The 22,791-nt window shown below is 45.4% G+C and carries 26 protein-coding genes and 2 pseudogenes; 25 read left to right on the top strand and 3 right to left on the bottom strand.

What is annotated here, in order from left to right; genetic code table 11:
• Nucleotides 1-31 precede the first annotated feature (31 nt).
• The 9 genes from ABGV42_RS13205 (at nucleotide 32) to ABGV42_RS13165 (ending at nucleotide 6,889) form a co-directional block, all read left to right on the top strand.
• Complete coding sequence (locus tag ABGV42_RS13205) at nucleotides 32-574, top strand: GNAT family N-acetyltransferase (protein WP_347382048.1); 543 nt, start codon at nucleotides 32-34, stop codon at nucleotides 572-574.
• A gap of 135 nt (nucleotides 575-709) precedes the next feature.
• Nucleotides 710-1,255 carry an HAD-IIIA family hydrolase gene (locus ABGV42_RS13200; RefSeq protein WP_347382047.1) on the top strand — a complete coding sequence of 182 codons (546 nt, stop codon included), beginning with the start codon at nucleotides 710-712 and terminating at the stop codon, nucleotides 1,253-1,255.
• Nucleotides 1,256-1,272: 17 nt separating this feature from the next.
• A complete protein-coding gene (locus tag ABGV42_RS13195) occupies nucleotides 1,273-2,136 on the top strand; it encodes a DUF4085 family protein (protein WP_347382046.1) in 864 nt (287 codons plus the stop codon).
• A 73-nt stretch (nucleotides 2,137-2,209) separates the two neighbouring features.
• Nucleotides 2,210-2,677: an NUDIX domain-containing protein gene (locus ABGV42_RS13190; protein ID WP_347383227.1), complete on the top strand. Its 468-nt coding sequence runs from the start codon at nucleotides 2,210-2,212 to the stop codon at nucleotides 2,675-2,677.
• Nucleotides 2,678-3,061: 384 nt separating this feature from the next.
• Entirely contained in the window at nucleotides 3,062-3,442 is a 381-nt protein-coding gene (locus ABGV42_RS13185) for a hypothetical protein (protein WP_347382045.1), read from the top strand.
• A gap of 143 nt (nucleotides 3,443-3,585) precedes the next feature.
• Nucleotides 3,586-4,440, top strand: coding sequence for an MBL fold metallo-hydrolase (locus ABGV42_RS13180; RefSeq protein ID WP_347382044.1), 855 nt, complete (start codon nucleotides 3,586-3,588; stop codon nucleotides 4,438-4,440).
• A gap of 204 nt (nucleotides 4,441-4,644) precedes the next feature.
• A complete protein-coding gene (locus ABGV42_RS13175; protein WP_347382043.1) occupies nucleotides 4,645-5,685 on the top strand; it encodes a hypothetical protein in 1,041 nt (346 codons plus the stop codon).
• A 15-nt stretch (nucleotides 5,686-5,700) separates the two neighbouring features.
• Entirely contained in the window at nucleotides 5,701-6,204 is a 504-nt protein-coding gene (locus ABGV42_RS13170) for a DUF6985 domain-containing protein (RefSeq protein WP_347382042.1), read from the top strand.
• A 397-nt stretch (nucleotides 6,205-6,601) separates the two neighbouring features.
• Nucleotides 6,602-6,889 (top strand): SHOCT domain-containing protein, encoded by a 288-nt coding sequence (locus tag ABGV42_RS13165; protein WP_347382041.1) that lies wholly within the window; start codon nucleotides 6,602-6,604, stop codon nucleotides 6,887-6,889.
• A gap of 131 nt (nucleotides 6,890-7,020) precedes the next feature.
• Here the strand turns inward: ABGV42_RS13165 and ABGV42_RS13160 are convergent, their stop codons facing one another.
• Complete coding sequence (locus tag ABGV42_RS13160) at nucleotides 7,021-7,989, bottom strand: cation diffusion facilitator family transporter (RefSeq protein WP_347382040.1); 969 nt, start codon at nucleotides 7,987-7,989, stop codon at nucleotides 7,021-7,023.
• A gap of 335 nt (nucleotides 7,990-8,324) precedes the next feature.
• Between ABGV42_RS13160 and ABGV42_RS13155 the strand changes: the two genes are divergently transcribed.
• From ABGV42_RS13155 to ABGV42_RS13095, 13 genes and pseudogenes are all read left to right on the top strand, one after another.
• A complete protein-coding gene (locus tag ABGV42_RS13155; protein ID WP_347382039.1) occupies nucleotides 8,325-9,002 on the top strand; it encodes a response regulator transcription factor in 678 nt (225 codons plus the stop codon).
• Nucleotides 8,999-10,375, top strand: coding sequence for a sensor histidine kinase (locus ABGV42_RS13150; protein WP_347382038.1), 1,377 nt, complete (start codon nucleotides 8,999-9,001; stop codon nucleotides 10,373-10,375). Before ABGV42_RS13155 ends, ABGV42_RS13150 begins: the two co-directional genes overlap by 4 nt.
• Before the next feature lie 65 nt (nucleotides 10,376-10,440).
• Nucleotides 10,441-11,565 (top strand): ABC transporter permease, encoded by a 1,125-nt coding sequence (locus tag ABGV42_RS13145; RefSeq protein WP_347382037.1) that lies wholly within the window; start codon nucleotides 10,441-10,443, stop codon nucleotides 11,563-11,565.
• Nucleotides 11,562-12,239: an ABC transporter ATP-binding protein gene (locus tag ABGV42_RS13140; protein ID WP_347382036.1), complete on the top strand. Its 678-nt coding sequence runs from the start codon at nucleotides 11,562-11,564 to the stop codon at nucleotides 12,237-12,239. The genes ABGV42_RS13145 and ABGV42_RS13140 overlap by 4 nt, the downstream gene beginning before the upstream one ends.
• Before the next feature lie 155 nt (nucleotides 12,240-12,394).
• Nucleotides 12,395-12,934 (top strand): NUDIX hydrolase, encoded by a 540-nt coding sequence (locus tag ABGV42_RS13135; protein WP_347382035.1) that lies wholly within the window; start codon nucleotides 12,395-12,397, stop codon nucleotides 12,932-12,934.
• Nucleotides 12,935-12,995: 61 nt separating this feature from the next.
• The gene (locus ABGV42_RS13130; protein ID WP_347382034.1) at nucleotides 12,996-13,508 is read left to right on the top strand and encodes a DUF4275 family protein; all 513 of its coding nucleotides are present in this window, start codon (nucleotides 12,996-12,998) and stop codon (nucleotides 13,506-13,508) included.
• Between the two features lie 55 nt (nucleotides 13,509-13,563).
• Nucleotides 13,564-14,601, top strand: coding sequence for an alpha/beta fold hydrolase (locus ABGV42_RS13125; RefSeq protein ID WP_347382033.1), 1,038 nt, complete (start codon nucleotides 13,564-13,566; stop codon nucleotides 14,599-14,601).
• Nucleotides 14,602-14,627: 26 nt separating this feature from the next.
• Nucleotides 14,628-14,939: a hypothetical protein gene (locus ABGV42_RS13120; protein ID WP_347382032.1), complete on the top strand. Its 312-nt coding sequence runs from the start codon at nucleotides 14,628-14,630 to the stop codon at nucleotides 14,937-14,939.
• Between the two features lie 111 nt (nucleotides 14,940-15,050).
• Nucleotides 15,051-15,788, top strand: a complete 738-nt coding sequence (locus ABGV42_RS13115) for an alpha/beta hydrolase (protein ID WP_347382031.1) — start codon at nucleotides 15,051-15,053, stop codon at nucleotides 15,786-15,788.
• Between the two features lie 81 nt (nucleotides 15,789-15,869).
• Nucleotides 15,870-16,163 carry an RNA polymerase alpha subunit C-terminal domain-containing protein gene (locus tag ABGV42_RS13110; protein WP_347382030.1) on the top strand — a complete coding sequence of 98 codons (294 nt, stop codon included), beginning with the start codon at nucleotides 15,870-15,872 and terminating at the stop codon, nucleotides 16,161-16,163.
• Between the two features lie 48 nt (nucleotides 16,164-16,211).
• The gene (locus tag ABGV42_RS31875; protein ID WP_431523645.1) at nucleotides 16,212-16,472 is read left to right on the top strand and encodes an Imm7 family immunity protein; all 261 of its coding nucleotides are present in this window, start codon (nucleotides 16,212-16,214) and stop codon (nucleotides 16,470-16,472) included.
• Between the two features lie 34 nt (nucleotides 16,473-16,506).
• Nucleotides 16,507-17,120: pseudogene (locus ABGV42_RS31870) on the top strand (histidine phosphatase family protein).
• Between the two features lie 74 nt (nucleotides 17,121-17,194).
• Nucleotides 17,195-17,698, top strand: a pseudogene (locus ABGV42_RS13095) (pyridoxine/pyridoxamine 5'-phosphate oxidase); the annotation flags it as partial.
• A gap of 16 nt (nucleotides 17,699-17,714) precedes the next feature.
• Here ABGV42_RS13095 and ABGV42_RS13090 read toward each other — a convergent pair.
• Nucleotides 17,715-17,891 carry a GNAT family N-acetyltransferase gene (locus tag ABGV42_RS13090; protein WP_347382027.1) on the bottom strand — a complete coding sequence of 59 codons (177 nt, stop codon included), beginning with the start codon at nucleotides 17,889-17,891 and terminating at the stop codon, nucleotides 17,715-17,717.
• A gap of 80 nt (nucleotides 17,892-17,971) precedes the next feature.
• On the opposite strand from ABGV42_RS13090, the gene ABGV42_RS13085 reads away from it, so the two are divergent.
• From ABGV42_RS13085 to ABGV42_RS13075, 3 genes are all read left to right on the top strand, one after another.
• The gene (locus tag ABGV42_RS13085; protein ID WP_347382026.1) at nucleotides 17,972-18,928 is read left to right on the top strand and encodes a radical SAM protein; all 957 of its coding nucleotides are present in this window, start codon (nucleotides 17,972-17,974) and stop codon (nucleotides 18,926-18,928) included.
• 238 nt (nucleotides 18,929-19,166) lie between these two features.
• Nucleotides 19,167-20,162 (top strand): phosphodiester glycosidase family protein, encoded by a 996-nt coding sequence (locus ABGV42_RS13080; RefSeq protein WP_347382025.1) that lies wholly within the window; start codon nucleotides 19,167-19,169, stop codon nucleotides 20,160-20,162.
• A gap of 2 nt (nucleotides 20,163-20,164) precedes the next feature.
• On the top strand, nucleotides 20,165-21,181 hold the full coding sequence (locus tag ABGV42_RS13075; RefSeq protein ID WP_347382024.1) for a bifunctional glycosyltransferase family 2/GtrA family protein: 1,017 nt from the start codon (nucleotides 20,165-20,167) through the stop codon (nucleotides 21,179-21,181).
• A 149-nt stretch (nucleotides 21,182-21,330) separates the two neighbouring features.
• Here ABGV42_RS13075 and ABGV42_RS13070 read toward each other — a convergent pair whose 3' ends face one another.
• Nucleotides 21,331-22,788, bottom strand: a complete 1,458-nt coding sequence (locus ABGV42_RS13070; RefSeq protein ID WP_347382023.1) for a PTS transporter subunit EIIC — start codon at nucleotides 22,786-22,788, stop codon at nucleotides 21,331-21,333.
• Nucleotides 22,789-22,791 lie beyond the last annotated feature (3 nt).

Here is a 22,791-nt window from a genome sequence, read left to right as displayed (position 1 = left end):
AATTTGGGTCAGCCCATAAAAGGAGAATAATATGCCTCATTTTCCCGTGTTAGAGACAGCTCGGTTCGTATTAAGAGAGATTAAACAAGAAGATTCAAAAGATATATTTCATTATTTTTCTTCAGATGAAGTGACGAAGTTTTATGATGTGGAGAGTTTTACGAGTGTTGAACAAGCGGAAGAACTCATTCATAGATGGAGTGATCGATTTGATCAAGAGCAGGCCATTCGCTGGGGAATTACTTTGAAATCGGAGAACAAGGTGATTGGCACATGTGGATTTCACGGTTGGGCAAAAAATCATTATAAAGCTCACATAGGCTATGCACCTGAGTATTGGGGACAAGGGTATATGACCGAGGCGATCCAACGGATCATTGAATTTGGATTTAGCCATCTTGCATTAAACCGAATTGAAGCCTATGTAGAGCCAAAGAATATGGGATCCAGAAAGTTGCTTGAGAACATTGGATTGAGAGAAGAAGGAATTCTAAAGGAACATTATTATTGGAAGAAGCAGTTTGTGGATACTGTTATCTATGCTCTATTGAAGAAGCAGTTTCTACATCCTTGATTTCTTCCGTTGTATTCCTTGGAAAATCAGCATGAACGCCATAAAGAAAAATAAGATATTGACTGAAGTTATATAACATTTATTATAAAAATAACATGATTTTATTGCGGTAGTTAACGGAGAAAGGAATAAACCATGATCAAAGCAAATTTGGACATACAAGCTGTTTTTATGGACAGAGATGGAACCATCGGTGGCACAGGCCACTTTATTCACCCTAGAGAATTTGAGTTATACCCTAATGCACAAGAAGCTATAACGCTTCTGAAGAGAAATGGAATCAAGGTATTTGCTATAACGAATCAGTATCGGATATCGCGTGGAGAGGCAACCATTCAAGAGTTTGAAGAACAATTTAGTGAATACGGATTCGATCAATCCTATATCTGCCCACATGAACAAGAATGCAGCTGCCGAAAACCCAAACCGGGTATGTTGTTAGAGGCTCAACAGCAACATCATTTAGATCTAACAAGATGTATCGTTATTGGCGACGTGGGCGATACGGATATGCTTGCTGCTCACGCAGTAGGAGCCAAGAAGGTTCTTGTAAGAACAGGCTGGGGAGAATCGTCATTAACAACGTATAGAAACAAGTGGGCGGAAACGGAACCTGATTACATAGCAAAAGATATTTTAGATGCAGTTCATTGGATCGTCCAAGCCAAACTGAAGAATTGAAATAGGAGAGAGTACTCATGAAATATCTTACAAAAGAATGGTATGAACTTTGCCAACGCACACATCTTCACTTTGGTATGCGAGTACACAGCGGAGCTCGACAAATAGATGAAGAGCTTTATCTTCGATTATATAAAAGAAAAGAAAAAGAGCATGTAAAGTTTCAACGAGATGTTTACAATGTTGACCCCCGTTTTATGCTAGAGCAGGATGGTGCGGTTCTTGTGCGTGCGGAGAAATTTATTAGTGGGGATGAGGTATCGGAAGAGGATACGATGGTTTATCATATGCCGACTGAGGAAAGAGAGCATATAGAGAAGTTAATTGCAGATTACGATGCGAGGCCACCTTTTGACGAGTTAGGCAGCAAACAAGAATTTAAAAGTAATCTGGAATGGAACTGCGAAAACAAGATTGTACAACTACCGAAAGAGATCTATGACCAAATTGCAGATATCCGTGTATTTGCCCTGGGTTATTGCACTAAAGAGGTCATGCAGCAGTTGAAAAAACAGAGCAAATTAAATGAAGCTCAAATGCAAATGATCTCGAAGGAATATAGAGAGGCGCAGCTAGCTGAACCTATTCCTGAACATATTCGTAACCAGATCCATTTTCATGATTGCACCGTGACGGACTTGGTCTCGGATTCGGACTTGGTCATTCGATTCGATACCCGTGGAGGGTTCACGAATTTAAATAAGATTACGTTTATTGCACCTGAGATCATTAAGCAAGAAGGAAACATCGTCGGTAGGTACTGGCTATATCAAGAACTGTATTGTATCGAAAATGGATATGAACTACATATGCTTTTTGATGGTGAAGAAATGTCTGAACTGATTATCCAGTGCCAAGATATTGTTGTAGAACAAGAGTAACACAGAACGAAGTGTGATTGATGTCAGTTGTAGCATTTTATAAACTGTCTGAAGGGGGGAACTGCAATTGAGTATGTCTGATTACTATAAGAACCTTAGAGCTAAGATTGGGAATGAGCTCATATTTATGCCAGGTGTGGCTGGTATTATTCGAAATGAACATGGAGAGATCCTATTTGGACGTAAACATAATGAATCAACATGGGGGTTAATTGCTGGGGCAATTGAGATTGGTGAAACACCGGCACAAGCGATGGTCAGAGAAGCATTTGAGGAAACAGGTCTTGTCATTGAGTCCGAAAAGATCATTGGTGTCTACGGCGGAGAAGGTCAACGTTTTACATACCATAACGGTCATCAAGTTGAATATTTAACCATTGTATTTGAATGCAGAATCCAATCGGGACAAGTAACATCAAATAATGAAGAGATGAAGGATTTGCAATTTTTCCGGGAGCATGAACTTCCACCTTTAGCCAATCATTACCCGGATTATATTTTCAGTTCCACTCAAAAAGAACGAGCTCATTTTGATATATAATCTAATGAATTTATATGTTAAGAAAATGGATAGAATCGAGATTGAATGGACAACCAGTACGTTTGGTTACTTATCTATTCCGGTATTTGTGACAGGTATAGTGGTTTATTTCTTTCCCGATATTCTTTATCAACTATTTGTTTTGATGAGATATCGAGGCATAAAACCGAATAGCGAATTTGAAGAAAACTTGCCGAGCATGAAACTCCCTAAGATGATCGAAGTGATTCTGAAAATATTAGGATGCATCATGTTGATTCTGGGTTTCATATGGTTTTGGTTTTCAGAAGAATTTTATCGATTGTGGTTTGAAGAATACTGACCGATTTACGTCAATAAAGTATAAGGAAAAGAAACTACATTTAGATGTGGGGATGTGAATTGGTGATATTAGTGTCTTCGATATTGTTTACTGTCCTAATTCTGATTGTCATTCTCTTTCAAGTGGCACTCGCTGCAGGTATGCCGTGGGGAGAGGCGGCGATGGGTGGGAAGTTTCCCGGGAAATATCCGACACCAATGCGCTTTTCCTGTTTACTGCAGATCACTATTCTCGTATTCATTGGTTTAGTTGTACTGAGTAGAGCGGGTGTGTTATTGCCTGAGTGGTCTTCATTTGCAGATACAGCAATTTGGTTTATTGTTGGGTATCTGGTACTGGGGACAATCCTAAATCTCATAACACGCAGCGTATGGGAAAGAAGAATTTGGGCTCCGGTAACGCTGGTGCTTCTTATAACGAGTTTGATTATTGCCTTATCTTAAAAAGCATTTACATACGTACTACCTAAAAACGAAATCGGGGTGATTCCATTGGTAAATCGCTAAAACGAGAAAGATCCATGGTTAATATCCATTAACATGCGGTTTTTCTCTTACTCCAACAATACAATTAGAGGAGAATTGACATGTTAAATAAATTAAGTGAATCGATCTATTACTTATCTAACCAGAATGATAAAGATAGACCGACTTTAGGATTAGTATGTGGAGATCAATATAGTCTAGTGATCGATGGCGGGAATTCGGTTCAGCATGCCCAAGAATTTTTGCAGGAAATAAGCCGTTTAGATGTACCCCCAATTAAATATCTGGTTATCACGCATGCGCATTGGGATCATTTTTTAGGAATGAATGAATTCAATGCGACGATTATTGTTAATCGTTTAACCCAACAAATGATGAACATCTGGAGAAACTTTTCTTTTGATGACCACTCACTCCATGAATATGTCGAGTCAAACAAGATGAGTTCTCACTGTATGGAGATCATCAAGAATGAAATACCCATGAGAAACTCGTATCAATTAAATGATTCTGATATCAGTTTTGAAGGTTCTCTCGAACTTGATTTGGGCAATAAGGTCTGTAGGATTGAAACCATTCGGAGCACACATACAGATGATTCAACAATCGTATACATTCCGGATGAAAAGACTATTTTCCTTGGAGACAGCCCTTATGGAACAACAACTAATTCATTGTTTCATTACAAGCAAGCTATGTTGTTACCGATGATAGAGGATATTCAAAAGTATGATGCGGATCATTTCCTACTCGGGCATGAATCCATATGTGACCTGGATGAGATGGATGTGTTTTGGAGAGAGCTGACTTCCTGTAATAGAGCAGTGACATCTACATCATTAGATAGCGCAATAACAAACTTCGAGAAAGAACATGAGCGGACTCCCAACGAGAACGAGATGTTCTTTTTACAAGCATTTGTTAATGATCAACGATTACAGTTACAGCATAAGTAGAAAGTTTTAAACGTACGCATATAGCATTAATGCTGTGTGGAGTGCGATTCAGAATACCGAGAGTCCATCGAGACGAATGAGCTATGATATTAAAGGGCCCTGGCTTGTATGCCTAAGGGCTCTTTAATAGTTTTGAATCGTCGATTATACTTATGGGAGTTTCACCCATACATAGAAAAGAACAACGGAGAGGAGAGGCTCTTTATGCCTATCTACTACTACATTGCAGCAGGATTACTGGTGATTGCAGCCTTGGTGATTCGGCGCAGGATCAGAATTTTTCGTTCAAAAGGAAGACGCAGAAGGCACACGAGAGTTACGTATAGACGCAAAAAATTACCTTTGAATCTGGGACTGCGTGATGACATTTCCTACGATAAAACTGTTCAACAATTGGAGAAGAGCTTTAATAAGCATTTTTCGAATAAACTTAAGCTCCGTATGGAGCAGGAATATCCTCATATGAAAAAGCTGGAGTATCGATGGAAGCTGCTCGAGCTTAAAAGATACTTCGTTATGGCTTCTCTGCTGAAACAGGTCCCGATGTTTAGCGATGAGGTAGACGAGTTATGGCACGAAATGCTGATGTTTACCAAATCCTACGCTGATTATTGTGCAGAATTTATGGGTTCTACGGTACATCATGAGCCGGCAGTTACCCGCCGTGAGAATCCAGGTGCACGGGCATGGTTTGACTGGGTATACTGTCAATTATTCGAGTTCACTCCATATAGCTCCGCAATCTGGGGGGAGTTCTTCAGCTACCCGATATCCGGTGACCTGCAGAAGCTGATCGCTCAGGGAGATCGAACTGAATTGGTGAATCAATTTTTCCACACGAGACGCATGCAGGAAGATCCTGAAGCTGCACAGGTCATTTCTTATTTGATGGATAGGCTGCAGAGATCGGCAAGTCTAAACGAACAAGAGCTATCCCTCGAATCCTCGGGTACAGCCGATGTGGCTCTCATCATGGCGAGTGCCATGGTATACCATTCCATGTATCATGAGGCAACGTACGGAGTGCACATGGGACGTCTCGAACAGGAACTTATCCCACCGGAAAAGGCAGCCCAAGGAGCTTCGTCAAGCAGCAGTTGTTCAAGCAGTTCAAGCTGTTATGCCGATCATTGTAACGACAGCAGCGGTTCCTCGGGAAATTCCGGTTCATCGTGCAGCAGCTCCTCTTCTGACTCTTCCTGCAGTTCATCCAGCTGCTCATCTTGTGGCGGAGGCGGAGATTAATGAAGGAGGGATCGTATGACTGAAAGATTTCATTTGGAACGTGTTGGCGTAGAAGAGCCATCAGATGAGAATCGGGTCTCTGGATACGGGATGCTTGAGTTGTTCCAATCCGAGGTGGAGTATCGATTTAATACGGAAGACATCAGTTTAGAAGAGGCAGAGTGGCATATCCACGATGTGCTGAATCGCTTGCCGGATGACACGGTTAACGACATATGCAACCGGGCATATGAATGGAAAACAGAGAAAATGTCGAGTGATACGGCGGACTACCCTGCAGGCTTGGCCGAAGTGGAGGGCAGGGGGATTCTTACGTTCATGGCGGTTGGCGAAGTTGAACTTTATCGGAATCCGGCTGATCCGAAGGATAAGATCCTGGGAGCCATACTAGGTGGCAGCACGGATTGGGACACGGAGAACGGTATGGGAATAGTTATGCTTGGTCATCAGGTTCTTGAAGTGCGTGAGTATTTGGGGTATGGCGAATTTGCCATCTGGACTGAATCGGATGAGAAGTAATGGTTATAAGGGGTGAGCAGAACCGGAAATACCATTTCAATGCCTGAACATGCTGTACCAGTGATCGAATCCATCGGAATGTCCAATGGGTTAACATCAGTGTTTATAGAAGTGCCTCTCGATCAGTGGCTCGATGCTCGCCATTGAATTTGCTCTGTTATGGAGAGAGAACAAAAGAATAAGAACTAGGTTCGAACGTGGAAGAATGAGTAAAGAAGAATATGGGGAGAAGACTAAGAGATTCAAAACAAGCTTCGTAATTAACATCAGCTATCTTGTTATTCTTTTGTTCCAACTTGGTTATGTCATTATGAATTGGGACGAAGTAGATATTTAGTTTTTTAACAAGTATTTAAAATTTCAATAAGAAAGTACATAATGTTTGGGAGGAATTGTTTTGAAAGTATTGTCGACCATTGGGATCGTGTTGTTCACATTAACGTTTTTTATGATACTCGGTTTAGGGCCAGAAGATCCAGATAACGCGGCATTTTTGGCGCTGTTAACCATGTTGTACGCAATACCTTTTTCAATTGTTGTTTTGGTTAGAGCTAATAAATTGAAGAAGCCGCCCGTTAATGTTCATGAACAACTTTTGCAGTTAGGTGAGTTGAAGGAAAAAAACATCATTACTGATTTTGAATTTGATCAAAAGAAACAGAAACTACTCTCTAAGTACAAGTAATCCAGAAGTTTTGGTAGATTAGTACTCGGGCCAACTGATAACAGAAGACAGATATACACAAAACAAAAACAGGGCATTCCCTTGAGGGAATCAGCCCTGTTTTTGTTTTACTGTTATACGTTGCACCATTCTCAATGGTGATGATGTGCATGCGCGTCGGGTGCGTCGCCCTTAACCGTGCATAATACTGAACTGTCGTGAAGGTGCTTCTCGGATTCCACCTGCAAGGTGACATGCTTGATATCTTTATGCTCTAGCATATGTTCGATCTTCTGCACAAGCGCTTCAGCTTCATAGATACTCAATGATCCATCGACCACGATATGAGCGGTCAGTGCATTCAGGTTGCTTGTGATGGACCATACATGCACATCGTGAACGCCATGGACACCGTCTACTTTTTTAATCGTTTGTACGAGATCATTGACATCCACATTCGCCGGGGTACCTTCCATCAAAATATGCAGGGAGGACTTCGTTACGAAAAACCCGCTTCGCAGCACCAGCACGGCCACGATTACACTCGCGAGTGGATCTGCCCAGCCCCAACCAAAGAACATCATCAGCAGTGCTGCCACAATGGCGCCAATGGAGCCCAGCATATCGCTGATAACATGCAGGTAGGCACCTCGCATATTAAGATTGTTTTCCGTGTCGCTGCCGCGCATCATGATCCAGGCAACGAGAATGTTCACGAGCAAGCCAACAATGCTGATGATCAGCATGCCGAACGTGGCTACTTCCGGTGGATGGATGAAGCGGCCGATGGCTTCGTAAAAGATGTACAGGGAGATGGCGATTAAGGTAATTCCGTTTAAGGTAGCAGCCAAAATCTCAAATCGTCTATATCCGTAGGTTTTGCCAGTATTCACTGCTTTTTCCCCAAAGGTAAATGCCAGTAAAGCAATACCGAGAGCGACTGCGTCTGACAGCATATGTCCTGCATCCGAGATGAGGGCAAGACTGTTGGTCACGAAGCCGCCTACAGCTTCAACGATCATATAGAGCGTAATAATAATGAAGGAAAACAGGAGTACTTTCTTGTTATTGGGATGAGCATGATGGTGTCCATGGTCGTGATTGTGGTGATGTCCGGACATACGAGATCCTCTCCTTTGGAGCATGGCTCCGTTATGTAATAATGATGATTGCTATTGTGGCTTAGGATATCCCTTGCATGAATCTAATTCATCGAATGAATATATGAGCGATCGTTCATATGTTATGGTTTTATTATAGATGCGCCTAATATTAGTGTCAACCAGATTCAAGAAAATATAAACATAATTGCAATACTCCGCTGGTGCTGGCGAACGCCTTTGCTTTTGTGCTACCATCTGTGCAGGATCCATGTGCGGATGTCTCGCTATATAATTCGAACCAATGGATATGATCATTATACTTTCAACTTAGAAACAGAGGGGCGGACAACCATATGAAACATCTGCTTCTGGCGGACGATGACGCCAACATTAGAGCACTCCTTCGGCATGTCATGACCAAAGAGGGGTATAGCGTGCATGAAGCACAGGATGGGGTGGAAGCAGTCAAACTGATGAAAGAAACGCCGATTGATCTGGCGATCCTGGACGTGATGATGCCAGGCATGGACGGTCTGGAGCTATGTGATTTCATCCGGCAGCAGTATGACATACCGATCATGCTGCTAACGGCAAGGGATCAACTATCCGACAAAAGGGATGGCTATCTGAGAGGCACGGATGAATATGTGACGAAGCCGTTTGAACCCGAAGAGTTGATCTACAGGGTCAAGGCACTGTTTCGCCGTTATCACCGCACGTCAAGTGATATCATTCGCATGAATCGCATTGTGATTGACCGGAACAACGTGGAGGTATCTGATGGTCAATCCATTTTGTTTTTGCCAATGAAGGAATTTGAACTGCTCTCCCAGCTGGCACAGTATCCAGGTCGATTATTCTCGCGGGATGAATTGATTAGGCTTGTCTGGGGCGCAGATTACGAAGGTGATGACCGTACGGTGGATGTGCACATCAAGCGGTTACGCGATCGGTTTGCCGATTATACGGACGACTTTGTGATTCATACGGTACGTGGGATCGGTTACAAGATGGAGGTGAAAACCCGGTGAGGACTTTGTATGTTCGAGTCTTCCTCATTACGATCGCTGTGATTGTGGTCAGCGGCATGCTGGGTTTTCTTCTATCCAATATCTATTATCATGCGAAGCTTAAGTCTTTCAATGACGAGAAGCTGGTAGGCATCGCCATGCAAATGAAGCAATTTGTGGAGCGGGAGCCAGACATGATGAAGCAGTATCTGGACAACGCTGCAGCTCTCGGTTACGAGATCTATGTGACAGATGGCAAGGGGACTGATGAATTCTACGGTAGTGAGTTCCGAGAGAAGGATCTGGACAAGCAAGCTGTAGATTTGGTGCTGCACGGTGAGGTCTACCATGGTGTTGCCCAGTTTCCAAGCAAACCCTTCATTACGGGTTTCTTTGACAATCAGTTAAGCAATACCGTTGGTGTTCAACTGCAGATCGGAAATACAAGCTACGGCCTGTTTATGCGCCCGGACGTCATTTTGCAATTTGGCGAACTGCGTATCTTTTTTGCACTGATTGGGGCACATACGGTAGGTATTAGTATCTTGATCTTTCTAATCAGTACGCGCTACTTGGTCAATCCAATTGAACGTCTGTCGGAGGCGACCAAGCGAATTGTTCAAGGGAACTATAATCTGAAACTGCCCACGAAGAGGCGTGACGAGATTGGGCAGCTGGCTCAGCATTTTATGACGATGAGTCGTGAATTGGAAAGGGTGGATCAGGCACGTCAGCAGTTTGTATCGAACGTCTCGCATGAGATTCAATCGCCGCTGACCTCGATCCAGGGTTTTGCCCAACTGCTCTCAGATCGGGATCTTCCTGAACAGGAAAGGGAGCACTATGCTTCCATTATTGTGGAAGAGAGCCGCCATCTCTCGTTGCTCAGCAAACAGCTGCTTCTGCTGTCATCCCTCGAACAAGGCCAGGAGGATCTGACCAAAGAGGAGTTCTCTCTGCGGGATCAATTCCGCCAAGCCGTTCAGGTGCTGCAATGGCAGCTGGAAGAAAAGGAGCTGCTGCTCCGGATATCGGTACCCGAATCCATTCAGCTGGTTGGCAATGAAGTACTGCTCATGCAGGTATGGATGAATCTGCTGGGTAATGCAGTGAATCATCTTCCGCAGGGAAGAAGCATCGAGATCCGAGCAGAGCAGACCGATACTCTCTGTGTAATCCAAATTCGGGATACAGGGGATGGGATTGAGGCAGAGCATCTGCCATTCCTGTTCGATCGTTTCTATAGGGTGGACCGTGCACGGGAGCGTTCTTCCGGTCGAACCGGGCTTGGGCTGGCCATTGTGCAGAAGATTGTCCGGATTCATGACGGAACAATTGAAGTCTCCAGTTCGGCCGAAGGTACGGTCTTCACTGTGACTCTTCCACAGATGTAATCTGTTATTCATTTGCCGTTCATTTTCACCTCCTATACTTGGTTTATCAAGAGGAGGTCAGAGATATGTACTTGGCTATTAGAGAGATGAGGTTTGCCAAAGGGCGGTATGCGTTAATAGCTACCATTATGGTACTGGTTTCATTTTTGGTACTGTTTGTTACAGGTCTTGCGCAGGGGCTGGCGTATGACAACGCCGCGTCGATCAAAAATATGGCAGCAACCCATTTCGTTCTGGAACAAGATTCAAATCACCGTTTTACCCGGTCGCAGGTGAATCAGGATCAGCTTGAACAGTCGCGCTCGGTGGTAGGGCAAGAAAATGCAGAGCCGCTGGGTGTGAAAATGACAACCGTTAGCCCGGCTGACGACACCAAGAAAATAGATGTCACTCTGTTTATGGTGAACCCAGAAAGCTGGCTTGCGCCAACCGTCACTGAAGGCGTTCCGATTACGGATCAGAAGGACGGACAAGTTGTAGTGGATCAAAAGCTGTCGGAGTCCGGCGTGACCATTGGGACAGTCTTGGTGGATCAAGCATCGGGAACGGAGTGGACAGTCGGTGGATTTGTGCAAAATGAGTCCTTCAGCCACTCACCAGTCGTGTTCTTGAATGAACAGGAATGGCTTGCGCTCCAAGGAGTTTCACGTACCAGTTTAGGTACAGAAGGCAATAATGCTTCGTTATACAATGCCATTGCCATTAAGGATGCTGGTGGGAAGGTTGACAGCCTGAGTACTGCATTGCCGAATGCCGAAGTGATTACGAAGTCCGAAGCGGTATCGGCCATTCCTGGCTATAAGGAAGAGCAGGGTTCGCTGCTCATGATGATCGCCTTTCTGTTTGTCATCTCGGCATTTGTACTTGCGGTATTTTTCTACGTCATCACCATTCAGAAAACGAGTCAGTTTGGCATTTTGAAAGCCATTGGGACACGGAATTCCTATCTGGCGAGGAGTGTTACCTTGCAAGTGCTGATTCTGTCCATCGGCAGTCTGGTGGTTAGCGTTATGCTGGTCCGACTGTTTGAGTCCATCCTGCCAGCTTCAATGCCGTTTCAATTGGGCTTGTCCACCCTGGCACTGACCTGCATTTTATTTGTAATCATGTCTGTGGCCGGTTCGTTGTTCTCGGTGTGGAAGGTTGCCAAAATTGATGCGCTTGATGCGATTGGGAGGACAGCAGCATGAGAAACCGATTGGTATTGCAGGGAATTACACAGACCTTTGAGGATGGCGGGGTCAAACGTACGATTTTGGATAAGCTGGATCTTGAAGTTGCCGAAGGGGAACTCGTGGCGGTCATGGGTCCTTCCGGGTCAGGCAAAAGTACATTTCTGTCCATTGCAGGTGCACTCCTTGAACCAACGGAGGGGCAAGTTCTGCTTGATGGGAAATCGATTATGGGGAAAAGCAAACAGGACATTTCCAATGTGCGGCTTCAGCAGCTCGGTTTTATTTTTCAAAGCGCCAACCTCATTCCTTATCTGAAAGTGGAAGAACAGCTGATGGTCGTTGCGAAGCTTGCCGGAACGGACAAAACCAAGGCAGCGAAGCGAGTGGATGAGCTGCTCAACACGGTGGGCTTAGCTCATCGGCGGAAGGCATATGCCGAAAAGCTGTCTGGCGGGGAACGTCAGCGGGTTGCCATTGCGCGGGCGTTAATGAATGATCCGGCTGTGCTGCTGGCGGACGAACCGACAGCCAGCCTGGATGCAGCACGAGGTCTCGATATTGTTAGCATGATTGCGAAGCTGGTTGCAGAGCAGGGCAAGAGTGCAGTCATGGTTACGCATGATGAGCGGGTTCTTTCGCTGTGCAACCGGGTTCTCTTTTTGGAGAATGGAAAACTGGTACACCAATAAGGCGCAGGGCCTGAGAATATATAGTCACTATTCGTCCATGATTAGAAGGTCACTTATCCCAATAGGGAAGGTGGCCTTCTTTCTATCCTTTCATCTATAATTGGAGAAAGAATGAAGTGGAAGATTTTACTTTATCTAGAGAGGGGCTGATGCGAATGCAAAGCTTAAGTATTGAACAATTTCCGGCACTGAGTGCTTCGATTCATTGGGGGACGGTTACAGCGGAGTTCAGGTTGAACGATATCGTGGATGAAGCAATGGTGAGCAACGTGAGCATTATCCCGTTCGTCGGGAAGCAGTGCGTCGTGTTTCAACTGGATAATGGCAAATGGGAGCTGCCGGGAGGAACATTGGAACCTGGAGAGAGCTATTCGGATGCATTAAAGCGCGAAGTGATGGAAGAGCTGGGTGCGGAGCTGCAGTCGTATCGGATATTCGGTCAATTCTATTGCAAATCTGGCGCCACTGAGCCGTATCGACCACATATTCCACATCCTCATTTTGTGAGAGTGATTGGATATGGAGATGTTGAACTTGTAGGCAAGCCGCTGAATCCGGTGGATGGAGAGCAGGTTGTTGCCGTAGAGCTTGTAGAGATAGCCGAAGCCATTCGGAGATTTCAGAATCAGAATAGACATGATATTGCGGAGATGTACCAATTGGCTTATGAACTGCGAGAAGAAGGTAGACGGTAAGGAACAAGGGTGTTGGTTCAGGTCCAAGGTACACCTAATTTCATTCTAAACGGAGGTCAACGTGATTCGAGAACAAATCAATAAGATGTTAGACGTTTTGCCTGAAAGTGAACTGAATGTGGCGTACTCGCGGATCGAGCTTGTATATCGTAGATATATGTTTGAGCAAAATCTGGAGAATAAGGCCGTTCAGGTGACGGAGCTGTGCGAGGAATCTGAGGGCATTCCTGAGCAGTGGGATGACGTATTTGCCGGCAATATAGATGACGAGGTAAAAGAAGCGATCTACTACAGCCAATATAAATGGCATATGTTTAGTTATAAGAAACAACCTTGTTTAACGGGCGATGCAGCGCGAGATGCTTTTGATACCGAGCTCAAAAATGACTTATATGTCATGTATCAGCATACGCCGTTTATCCAGGTATATGAAAATGCAAATGCAGTCGTTGCGGCGGACTTTGATTCTGAACAGGATATCTATATCTTCGACCGTCAGTTTACCTGGACCTATGTACATACTCACGAAGACATGTGTGGGCCTTATTTTTATAAAAAAAGCTTATCTGAGTAAGAGTTAGCCAGCTGAATTCAATCAATCGAATCATGGTGCAAAAGGAGACATCCCCATGCGTAAGCTGCTTGTTAAAGTATCCAAACGCTTTCTGATCGTGTTTCTGCTTATTGCCATACTCTCGCTTATATTTCCGACTTGGACTCCAGCAATTAGGGGTGAGAACAGCATTAGCACGTTAGGGCAGGTCGAGATCAACGGCGCAGGCCATGAGGTTATGATTCGGGGAATGGATCGGGACAATCCTATCCTTATCTTTGTACACGGTGGTCCGGGATGCTCCGAAATTCCTTATGTCAGAAAATATCAGGAGGAGCTCGAACAGCATTTTACCATTGTGCATTATGATCAGCGCGGGAGTGGGAAGTCTTATCACTTTCTGGAGGATTACTCGGGGTTGACGACGGATGTGCTTGTAGAGGATTTATTGGCATTAACCGATTATGTGACCGCGGAGCTTGGACAGGATAAGGTCAGTTTGGTCGGTCATTCATTTGGTACATACATAGGAACAAAGGCTGCCGCCAAGGCACCAGACAAATTCCATGCTTACATCGGTATTGGACAAGTCGCTGATCACGTGCAGAGTGAGCTGGACAGTCTGAATTATACCATTGCTCAGGCGAAGCAGGCCGGTCATTCAGAGGACGTGGCAAGTCTGGAACGTCTACGAGGTTCAATTGAGCGAGGGGAGATGTATACGCCAAGGAATATGGTGCGCAAATACGGCGGTGCAGCCAGACAGATCGATGAAAATAGGGATTATATACTCGGCTTCCTGTTTGGTCCTGAATACAATGCACTGGATGTCATTCGATACTTCATGGGCATTCAGGCTACCCAGGAACTGCTTTTGAAAGAGGAATCAGGCGATCACTTACCCGACCTTGTAAAAGAGCTGGAGATTCCGACTTACTTTGTCATGGGAAAATACGATTATATGACATCGGTGAATGCGGCACGGAAGTATTTCGATGAACTGGAGGCTCCAGTTAAAGAGTTCAAGGTGTTTGAACATTCGGCACACTATCCTCAGTTTGAGGAAAAGGAGCAATTTGCTGCATGGTTAATAGAGACGTATAAGTCTTACTAATGATTAAGAAATTAGGGGGCTAGTTTGTGAAGACAATTGACGATAACATATGGAAACTCATTCTTAAACTGAATTCCAAAGATACGTTGCCCGTATATGGCCTTAGAAGAAATTCATCACATTATAATTTAATAACCGCAATAAATCATTCAATAGCTCTGTTAGTCAGTGGTTCGTATGACGGTATAGTTGTTATGCTAAACAGAGCTAACAAGGAACTGGAAGCTAGAGATTTTGAAGAGACGGACTATATTAGGACGTGCAAAGAATACCTAAAGTTACTAAAGGATTATTTAGTTGAGAACCAATTGGTAGGCCACAATGCACAAGAACAATAGAGAGGACGAAAAGGATCAGAAGTAGTGAAAATATTAAATCATAGTGTGTGAAATTAATTAACAGCATATTTACGATTAATTCACCCTAATAATCAAGTATGGCGAGGGATTATGAGAATAATAAATGAATGCACAATTGCTGGAGTGCCTTGCTTACAGATAGATCCATACTTACCGCCTGTAGGCACAATCATCCTATATCATGGTTGGGGGTCCAATATACGAGACTATCTGTTTTTTGGATCAATGATCTCGGATTGGGGATACAAAGTGATCATCCCTGAGCTACCTCACCACGGTGAACGTGGTAATCTAGCGTATTTTGACACCCGTGTTTTACAACAACACTTTTGGTCAGTCGTAATACAAGCAGTTGAAGAGGCAAGCAATACTGTTACAAATATCCTGAATACGGACGACCATCCTGTAGGCATTATTGGGAATTCGGATGGTGGATTTATTGCAGGTGGGGTTTGCGCGACAAATTCAAATGTAAACTCTGCAGTGGTCATGAATGCTTCTTGTGCCTGGTTAAGGTCTGAGGAGATTTTTCGTGAACATGATGGGAGAAGTCCGATGAGTGCAATTGAAGCCGAGAATATCAGGAAATATGATCCTTTGTTCAATATTGACGCTTCTATTGACCAAGCATTCCTCTTGCTGCATGGAAAAGAAGATACAACCATTCCTATCGAAAGCCAGCGATACTTTATGGATCGCATGTCTGTAAAGGATAATCACACATCACTTAAATTCATTGAGTATGCAGGCGTAAATCATCAAATAACGTTGGGGATGCTGCAAGAGGCAAAAGAGTGGTTGGAGAAATTTGTTCATGTTAAACGGTAAAGGCTTGTTAAAACGATATGAACGTATAATCCCAGAGGTTGAGAATTGGATGAGTATGTAACTCGAAAGGAGAGATCCCAAATGTCAAACGACAAAGGAACACGAAGAACATGTGAACATGGACATTCGTATTACAAAAAAAGTGACTGCCCAACTTGTCCGATCTGCGAATCTGAACGTAAGCCGAAAGAAGGATTTCTGGCCTTATTGTCTGCACCTGCCAGACGTGCCTTAGAAAATGAAGGGATTACAACGTTGGCTATACTTTCGAGATATACAGAGAAAGAGATCCTGAAGCTTCACGGCATAGGGCCGTCTGCGATACCCAAACTTAGACAAGCACTGGAGGAAGAGGGTTTGTCCTTTGCGAGATAACACTCTCCCTCCAATGACTTTTAATCCAGACGGGAAACCAATTCATCGATCGTCAGCTGGTACAGTAAATTCCCTTCGCTAAGGAGCAGTCGCTGCTCACAAAAAATTTTTGAATGGATTGCAACTCATTTACCTGGGGCTTATGGACTCCTATATGTTCATGATGATGAGGCTGGAGATGATATCAATGAAAATCGATTTCTAGTATGGAAATTGGCACGTGGGCAGCTGGAGAAAGTGAAAGATCCGTTCTTGTCACCTTACATACCAGTGGTAGAGGATTCATATGATCCGTCTAGAGATGATTAGAACTAGCTAAAACACAGGTTAAGGAGGAATAGACTTGAAGATCTATCTGGTAAGACACGGCGCGGATGACGAAGGGTATCGAGGTGGATGGAGCCAGCGAGGGCTCACGGAACAAGGGATCATTCAATCAGAACAACTAGGTAATTATCTGCATCATCATGCTGAGCAGTATGATATCCATACGATTATAAGTAGTGATCTTCCTCGTGCAGTACGACGGCTAGGGAGGTTGAGCAGAAATTAAATATTCCGAGCAGCTTTGTGAAAGATTGGCGAGAGATGAATAATGGTTATTTGGCGGGCATGCTCCATGAGGAGGCTGAAAAGAATTACCCAGGGGTTTATTTCAATGCTCTTGAAATGGATTCTCCTTTTCCAGGAGGAGAAAGTCCACGGAATTTTTATAACAGAATCTGTGCATCTTTCGATACACTCTGCAGAGACATGGAGGAGCAAAAGATAAAGTCCAACGTTCTGTTGATTACGCACGGCGGAGTGATTAATATCCTCTATTATCTAATTAATAGGCGGGAATGGAGCAATAAATCCAGCTTTCATCCAATCGATCATACCAGTATGCACACAATTGAGAAGAGTGTGAACGGTTGGATATTGAGCAGCATGAATATGGTGAGCCATTTGAATTGAATTTGGTTCAGAGGAGTTTCCAGCACATTACAATTACGATACAATGGAATGAATTGGAAGATGGGAGTGATCAAATGAGTGCTGAATCGAGTGAGTTGTTGCGGAGTTTGCATGCATTGTCTGGGCCTTTCCCTCCTTGGGACATACATCATTTACCAGATCGTCCTGGGGAATTATTTTTGGACTGGTTGCAAGTGGCGATTAAGGCCAATGTGAAGGAACCTCATGCCATGACAATTTCAACGGTGGATCAAGATGGTTATCCGGATGCCCGAGTATTGATTTTGAAAAATGTCATTGATGAGGCGTTTTACTTTGCATCCAGTTCCGAGAGTCGGAAAGGAAGGCAGTTGGAGGATAACCCGCACGTGGCACTGACATTTTATTGGCCTGCGCTCGGGAGACAGGTTCGTATAAGGGGTACAGCCGCGGATATGGGAAATGAAGCAGGAGCAGATGACTTCCGGAAACGCTCGGCTGGAGCCAGAGCGGTTGCCATGACAGGACGCCAGAGCCAGGAATTGGAGAGCGAGGAAGTATTGGATAGCTCCATCGAAGCTCAGAAAGAACGGATTGAACGTGAACTGGATATGGTTACGCCCCATTGGCGGTTATATGCTGTGAATGCTCGAGAAGTGGCTCGAACTTCATGCCTACCTTCTCCATCACCTTGGCCGAACCCGTATTATCCACCATACATCTGGCTTGAATTCGTTCCAGACCTACTTCCTCAAATCCAAATTGGATGATCTTGCTCACGACTTCTGTCATAATGCCCTTACCCTGTATGCGTCCGCTATAATCTCCAGGTTGTAATCACATGGGATGAAGGAAACAGGAGGTATATGGAATTGACCGCAAAAAACAGATATAAATCACTCGAACTGGAAACACCCGGTGTATACGAGCTGGAGGGACTGGAAGTCGGGGTGACTTCCAATTGCAATTTCAAGTGTGACTATTGCTGTGCCTATAATCGGGACGATGGACAATGTATTGATGCACAGGAAGTTATTCGGATCATCGGTGAGCTCCCAAGGTTGAAACGCGTGCGTTTGTCCGGGGGAGAAGTAACCCTCAAGTTTCAGGATTGTCTGGATATTGTAACGTATTGTGCAGCTCATGGAATTGATACGCAATTGAATACAAACGCCAGTTTACTGACGGAAGAGCGAATTCATGCGCTTCGTGATGCAGGGTTGTCCAATATTCATATCTCGTTCAACTACACTGATGCAGATGCTTATTCCGCATACTATCGTGTTCACCCACGCATGTACGAGAGACTGGAACGCAATATCCGTTTGTGTACGGAAGCCGGACTGGAGACGGTACTGGAAACCCTGCTGTTTGAGGGAACACAAGCGAACATGCTGGCCATTAGCGAAAAGGTCTATGATCTGGGTGTACGCATTCACGAGATTCAGAACAGTATTGTGATGCCGCACAGCGATTGGAGCAACATTGTAACGAGGGAATCCCTTATTCACTCCGTAAATGAGCTGATTAAACACAAAAAGGACGACACGACCCTATATTTCACCTGTATGGATCGCTTCGCCGATCTATTGGGATTGCGTGAGCAGCCAGGTGTATATTTCTCCAATTGTGTGGACGGAACGAAACAGCTGCATTTGCACGGCAACGGGGACATTCTCATCTGTGAGCTGTGTCATCCGGTAGTGATTGGAAACATTTATCAAGGCACATCATTGAACGAAATTTATGCCAAGCAGCCACCGGCATTAGCGGATTTCCAGGAGAAGCGGCCATGTCCTGCGTACGATGCACTATTTGCAGGCGAGTAGGTGAAGACAGGAGATGAATGTATCGGTTCTCATGATTGAAAGGAGTCTGGTCACATTCTTGTTTATGCCAACCCTATGTTGAAGTCGCTCATAGATGTATCCATTTGTTTGAAGGTTATCTACCCCCTAAAAGGGAGGAGGTGACCTTCTTTTTTTGCCTTTGGATAGGTTTCAGATTCATTTAAGCTATCCCGCCTATCATGGCTTTAAGAACTTAGATGATGAAGAGGTGGCTTCAATGATGAGAATGTATGATAAACCCAATCCGAAAGATCCACATAGAAAAGCAAACCCGAATAAAAGGCGAAAATGGCTGATTGCCACACTTGTCGTTGTCCTTGGGATCGGCGGAATTGTCTACAGTCTGGCTGACCGTTACCTGATCCGGCATGTGGAAATGGTCGTGGCGGATGATAATGCGTCGGCCACTAGCAGCAGTACAAACGATACGTCAACCACAGCAGCGGAGGTCAATGCAACCTCTGATGATTGGAACTATTCCAGTGACGATATGCAGGTGAACATCGAGAAGGTGCAGACCGGCTCCGGTGCGGACCAGATGACGTATTACGTCGCAGATGTACAGATGACGGACGCAAGCAGTCTACGCTCGGCTTTGGCGGATAACAGCTTCGGCACGAATATTACGGAAAATACCTCAGAGATTGCTGCAGCGAACAACGCGATATTCGCCATTAATGGTGATTACTACGGTTTTCGTGATGATGGCGTCATTATCCGCAATGGTACAGTATACCGGGATGATCCGGTTCGTGATGCGATGGCACTATTCGTTGATGGGACAATGAAGACGTATAACGAGACGGAAGTTTCCTCTTCGGAGCTGCTGGCCGAAGGTGCGACCAATACGCTGTCGTTTGGTCCCATTCTGATTCAGGACGGGGAAATCGTAAGTGATTTTAGCAGTGTAAAAATCGATAACAACTTCGGTAATCGTTCCATTCAGGATGCGAATCCGAGGACGGCCATTGGCATGATTGCTCCAAATCATTATGTATTCGTTGTAGTGGACGGAAGGCAGGACGACAGCCGGGGGATGACGCTGGCAGAGCTCGCGGACGTGATGAAGGGCCTCGGAGCAACAGAAGCCTATAACCTGGACGGCGGTGGTTCATCCACGATGTATTTCATGGGCAGAGTCGTGAATAATCCTCTGGGCAGAAATCAGGAACGCGGCGTAAGTGACATCCTTTACCTCAAGGAGGGACAATGATCATGACCATATTAATTCCATCCTACGAACCGGACGTACGATTATTAAATCTAATTTTGCAATTGCAGACGTTTCAACTGGGGCCTATTGTGATTGTGGATGATGGCAGCGGCCAGGAATTCCGAGGGATTTTCGAGACAGCTGAGGCGTATGGATGCACCGTGCTGACTCATCCAGAGAATCTCGGCAAGGGACGAGCACTGAAGACAGGCTTCCAGTACATCAAGGAATTCGGACCACAAGGTGGCGTCGTATGTGCCGACAGTGATGGTCAGCATCTGCCGCATGATATCCGGCGTATCTTCGATGTGCTGCTGGAGCAAACCACACCAGGCATTGTACTCGGAAGCCGCCGCTTCAGCGGCACGATTCCTGCACGCAGTCGTTTTGGTAATACCGTCACACGAGCGGTCTTCTCTCTCACGACGGGGGCCAAAGTATATGATACACAGACTGGTCTGCGTGGTTTTCCCTATTCGATGCTGGACTGGTTATGCCAGATCCCGGGGGATCGTTTTGAGTATGAGATGAACATGTTGTTAACCGCACGCAAAGAGGGATACGAAATCACCGAGGAGTTTATTGATACCGTATATCTGGATCATAACAAATCCTCTCATTTTCGCCCGCTGGTAGACTCGTTCCGCATTTATATGCCGATTCTCATGTTCAGTACATCATCGGTACTGTCCGCGCTGATCGATTTTGGACTACTGTTTGTCATCCAGTATTTCACGCATAATCTATTTCTGTCAGTTGTCACGGCAAGGTTATGCAGTTCGATTTTTAACTACACGATCAACCGGAAGTATGTATTTTCAGCCGGGGGAAGAACATCGAAGGTACGTCAGTCTTTGCCCAAATACTTCTCTTTAGTCATCCTGGTACTGCTATTAAATTACGGACTGCTATACTTCTATAACGAAAAACTGATTATCCCGCTGATCGCGGCCAAGGTATTGACGGAAGTATCTGTTTTCCTGTTCAGTTATTGGGCACAGCGAAGATTTGTCTATTAACAAGGAGAGAGTGAGCGTATAGCTTGCGCTCTTTTTTAATCGAAACCGATTTAATAGAATATCCTTCGCTTCTTGGTTAACAAAAAAAGGTCGAGAACAGGGGAACATACCCTTGTTCTCGACCTTTTAAACTCAAAGGAGGACGAGCGTTACATCAGCCTTTTAATCTCATCCTTCAGGATTTCGGACTGGGTGCCGAAGATGACCTGCACAGCTCCGCCACCGAGCCTCATGACGCCGGAAGCGCCAAGCTGTTTGAGCGCCTGGTCGTTGACCGCTTTGTCGTCCCTAACAACTAGCCGGAGGCGAGTGATGCAGGCGTCGATGCTCTCGATATTGTCTGCGCCACCGATCTCCGCGAGCACTTTGCCAGCCTTGGTGTCGGCAGACGCCGCTGCCACGGCGGAAGCATTAGAGGGGGCATCGGCATCATTAGCGTCATCCTCGCGTCCCGGCGTTTTCAGGTTAAACTTGACAATCATGAACCGGAAAAGGAAATAATAGACGACCGCAAATGCGAGACCGACCGGGATCATGAGCAGCGGATTGGTCGACAGCTTCATGTTCACGAGGTAATCAATCAGACCTGCTGAGAAGGCGAAGCCCAGCTTAACATCCAGCAGGTACATGATCAGGGCCGCAGCACCGGTAAGAATAGCATGTACAACGTACAGCAGAGGCGCCGCAAACATGAAGGAGAACTCGAGCGGCTCGGTAATACCCGTTAAGAACGAAGCCACCGCTGCGCCGATAAAGATTGAAGCGACCATTTTACGCTTTTCAGGCCGGGCTGTATGAATCAAGGCAAGCGCCGCCGCCGGAAGAGCGAACATCATAATCGGGAAGAAGCCAGACATGAACATGCCTGCCGTAGGGTCTCCGTTGAAGAAGCGGGTCAGGTCGCCGTGCACGACTTCCCCGGCTGCATTGGTATAATCTCCGATCTGGAACCAGGCAATGGAGTTGAGGACATGATGCAGACCAAGCGGGATAAGCAGGCGGTTGGCGATCATGAACACCATGGAGCCAACGCCGCCAAAGTCTACAATCCAGGCGCCGAAAGCGCCGATGGCATTCTGAATCGGGCTCCAGATCATGCCGAACAGGATGGCCAACACCAGCATGGAGCCGGCGGTGACCATCGGCACAAAGCGTTTGCCGGAGAAGAAGCCGAGCCAGTCAGGAAGCTTGATATTATGGTATTTTTTATACATATAGGCTGCAAGCAGTCCGGCAAATATACCGCCCAATACGCCCATATCCAGCTTAACATCGTCAGGAATATAGCCGAATACACCTGGAACGGCTCCCAGAATCCGCGTCAGCACCATATAAGCGATCAGGGCGGAAAGCGCGGCGACCGCATCCCCCGCCAGTCCGATTGCCACCCCAATGGCGAAGATGAGCGCAAGGTTGCCGAAGATCGCCCCCGCTCCCTCATTCAGGAATGGAACTACATACTGATTAAGAAATCCCCCGATCACGGGACCGAGCGGAATGTCCTTTTCATAATCAAGAAGACCGAGGCCTTGAAGAATTCCTGCCGCAGGCAGGGTTGCTACAGGAAGCATCAAGGATCTTCCCAGCTTTTGCAGTGCTTTGAGCATATT

The organism is Paenibacillus pabuli, from assembly GCF_039831995.1.
GTDB classification, from domain to species: domain Bacteria; phylum Bacillota; class Bacilli; order Paenibacillales; family Paenibacillaceae; genus Paenibacillus; species Paenibacillus pabuli_C.
Note: the sequence above shows the minus strand (reverse complement) of the source record. Positions and strands in the feature narration are given on the sequence as shown.

Bases quoted from the DNA above. Each gene is read 5' to 3' on its own strand.
- ABGV42_RS13200 (WP_347382047.1), top strand. From the start codon at position 710: ATGATCAAAGCAAATTTGGACATACAAGCTGTTTTTATGGACAGAGAT.
- ABGV42_RS13115 (WP_347382031.1), top strand. From the start codon at position 15,051: ATGAGAATAATAAATGAATGCACAATTGCTGGAGTGCCTTGCTTACAG.
- ABGV42_RS13125 (WP_347382033.1), top strand. From the start codon at position 13,564: ATGCGTAAGCTGCTTGTTAAAGTATCCAAACGCTTTCTGATCGTGTTT.
- ABGV42_RS13190 (WP_347383227.1), top strand. From the start codon at position 2,210: ATGTCTGATTACTATAAGAACCTTAGAGCTAAGATTGGGAATGAGCTC.
- ABGV42_RS13075 (WP_347382024.1), top strand. From the start codon at position 20,165: ATGACCATATTAATTCCATCCTACGAACCGGACGTACGATTATTAAAT.
- ABGV42_RS13070 (WP_347382023.1), bottom strand. From the start codon at position 22,788: ATGCTCAAAGCACTGCAAAAGCTGGGAAGATCCTTGATGCTTCCTGTA.
- ABGV42_RS13205 (WP_347382048.1), top strand. From the start codon at position 32: ATGCCTCATTTTCCCGTGTTAGAGACAGCTCGGTTCGTATTAAGAGAG.
- ABGV42_RS13110 (WP_347382030.1), top strand. From the start codon at position 15,870: ATGTCAAACGACAAAGGAACACGAAGAACATGTGAACATGGACATTCG.
- ABGV42_RS13180 (WP_347382044.1), top strand. From the start codon at position 3,586: ATGTTAAATAAATTAAGTGAATCGATCTATTACTTATCTAACCAGAAT.
- ABGV42_RS13090 (WP_347382027.1), bottom strand. From the start codon at position 17,891: ATGACAGAAGTCGTGAGCAAGATCATCCAATTTGGATTTGAGGAAGTA.
- ABGV42_RS13155 (WP_347382039.1), top strand. From the start codon at position 8,325: ATGAAACATCTGCTTCTGGCGGACGATGACGCCAACATTAGAGCACTC.
- ABGV42_RS13080 (WP_347382025.1), top strand. From the start codon at position 19,167: ATGATGAGAATGTATGATAAACCCAATCCGAAAGATCCACATAGAAAA.
- ABGV42_RS13195 (WP_347382046.1), top strand. From the start codon at position 1,273: ATGAAATATCTTACAAAAGAATGGTATGAACTTTGCCAACGCACACAT.
- ABGV42_RS13140 (WP_347382036.1), top strand. From the start codon at position 11,562: ATGAGAAACCGATTGGTATTGCAGGGAATTACACAGACCTTTGAGGAT.
- ABGV42_RS13160 (WP_347382040.1), bottom strand. From the start codon at position 7,989: ATGTCCGGACATCACCACAATCACGACCATGGACACCATCATGCTCAT.
- ABGV42_RS13145 (WP_347382037.1), top strand. From the start codon at position 10,441: ATGTACTTGGCTATTAGAGAGATGAGGTTTGCCAAAGGGCGGTATGCG.
- ABGV42_RS13135 (WP_347382035.1), top strand. From the start codon at position 12,395: ATGCAAAGCTTAAGTATTGAACAATTTCCGGCACTGAGTGCTTCGATT.
- ABGV42_RS13175 (WP_347382043.1), top strand. From the start codon at position 4,645: ATGCCTATCTACTACTACATTGCAGCAGGATTACTGGTGATTGCAGCC.
- ABGV42_RS13170 (WP_347382042.1), top strand. From the start codon at position 5,701: ATGACTGAAAGATTTCATTTGGAACGTGTTGGCGTAGAAGAGCCATCA.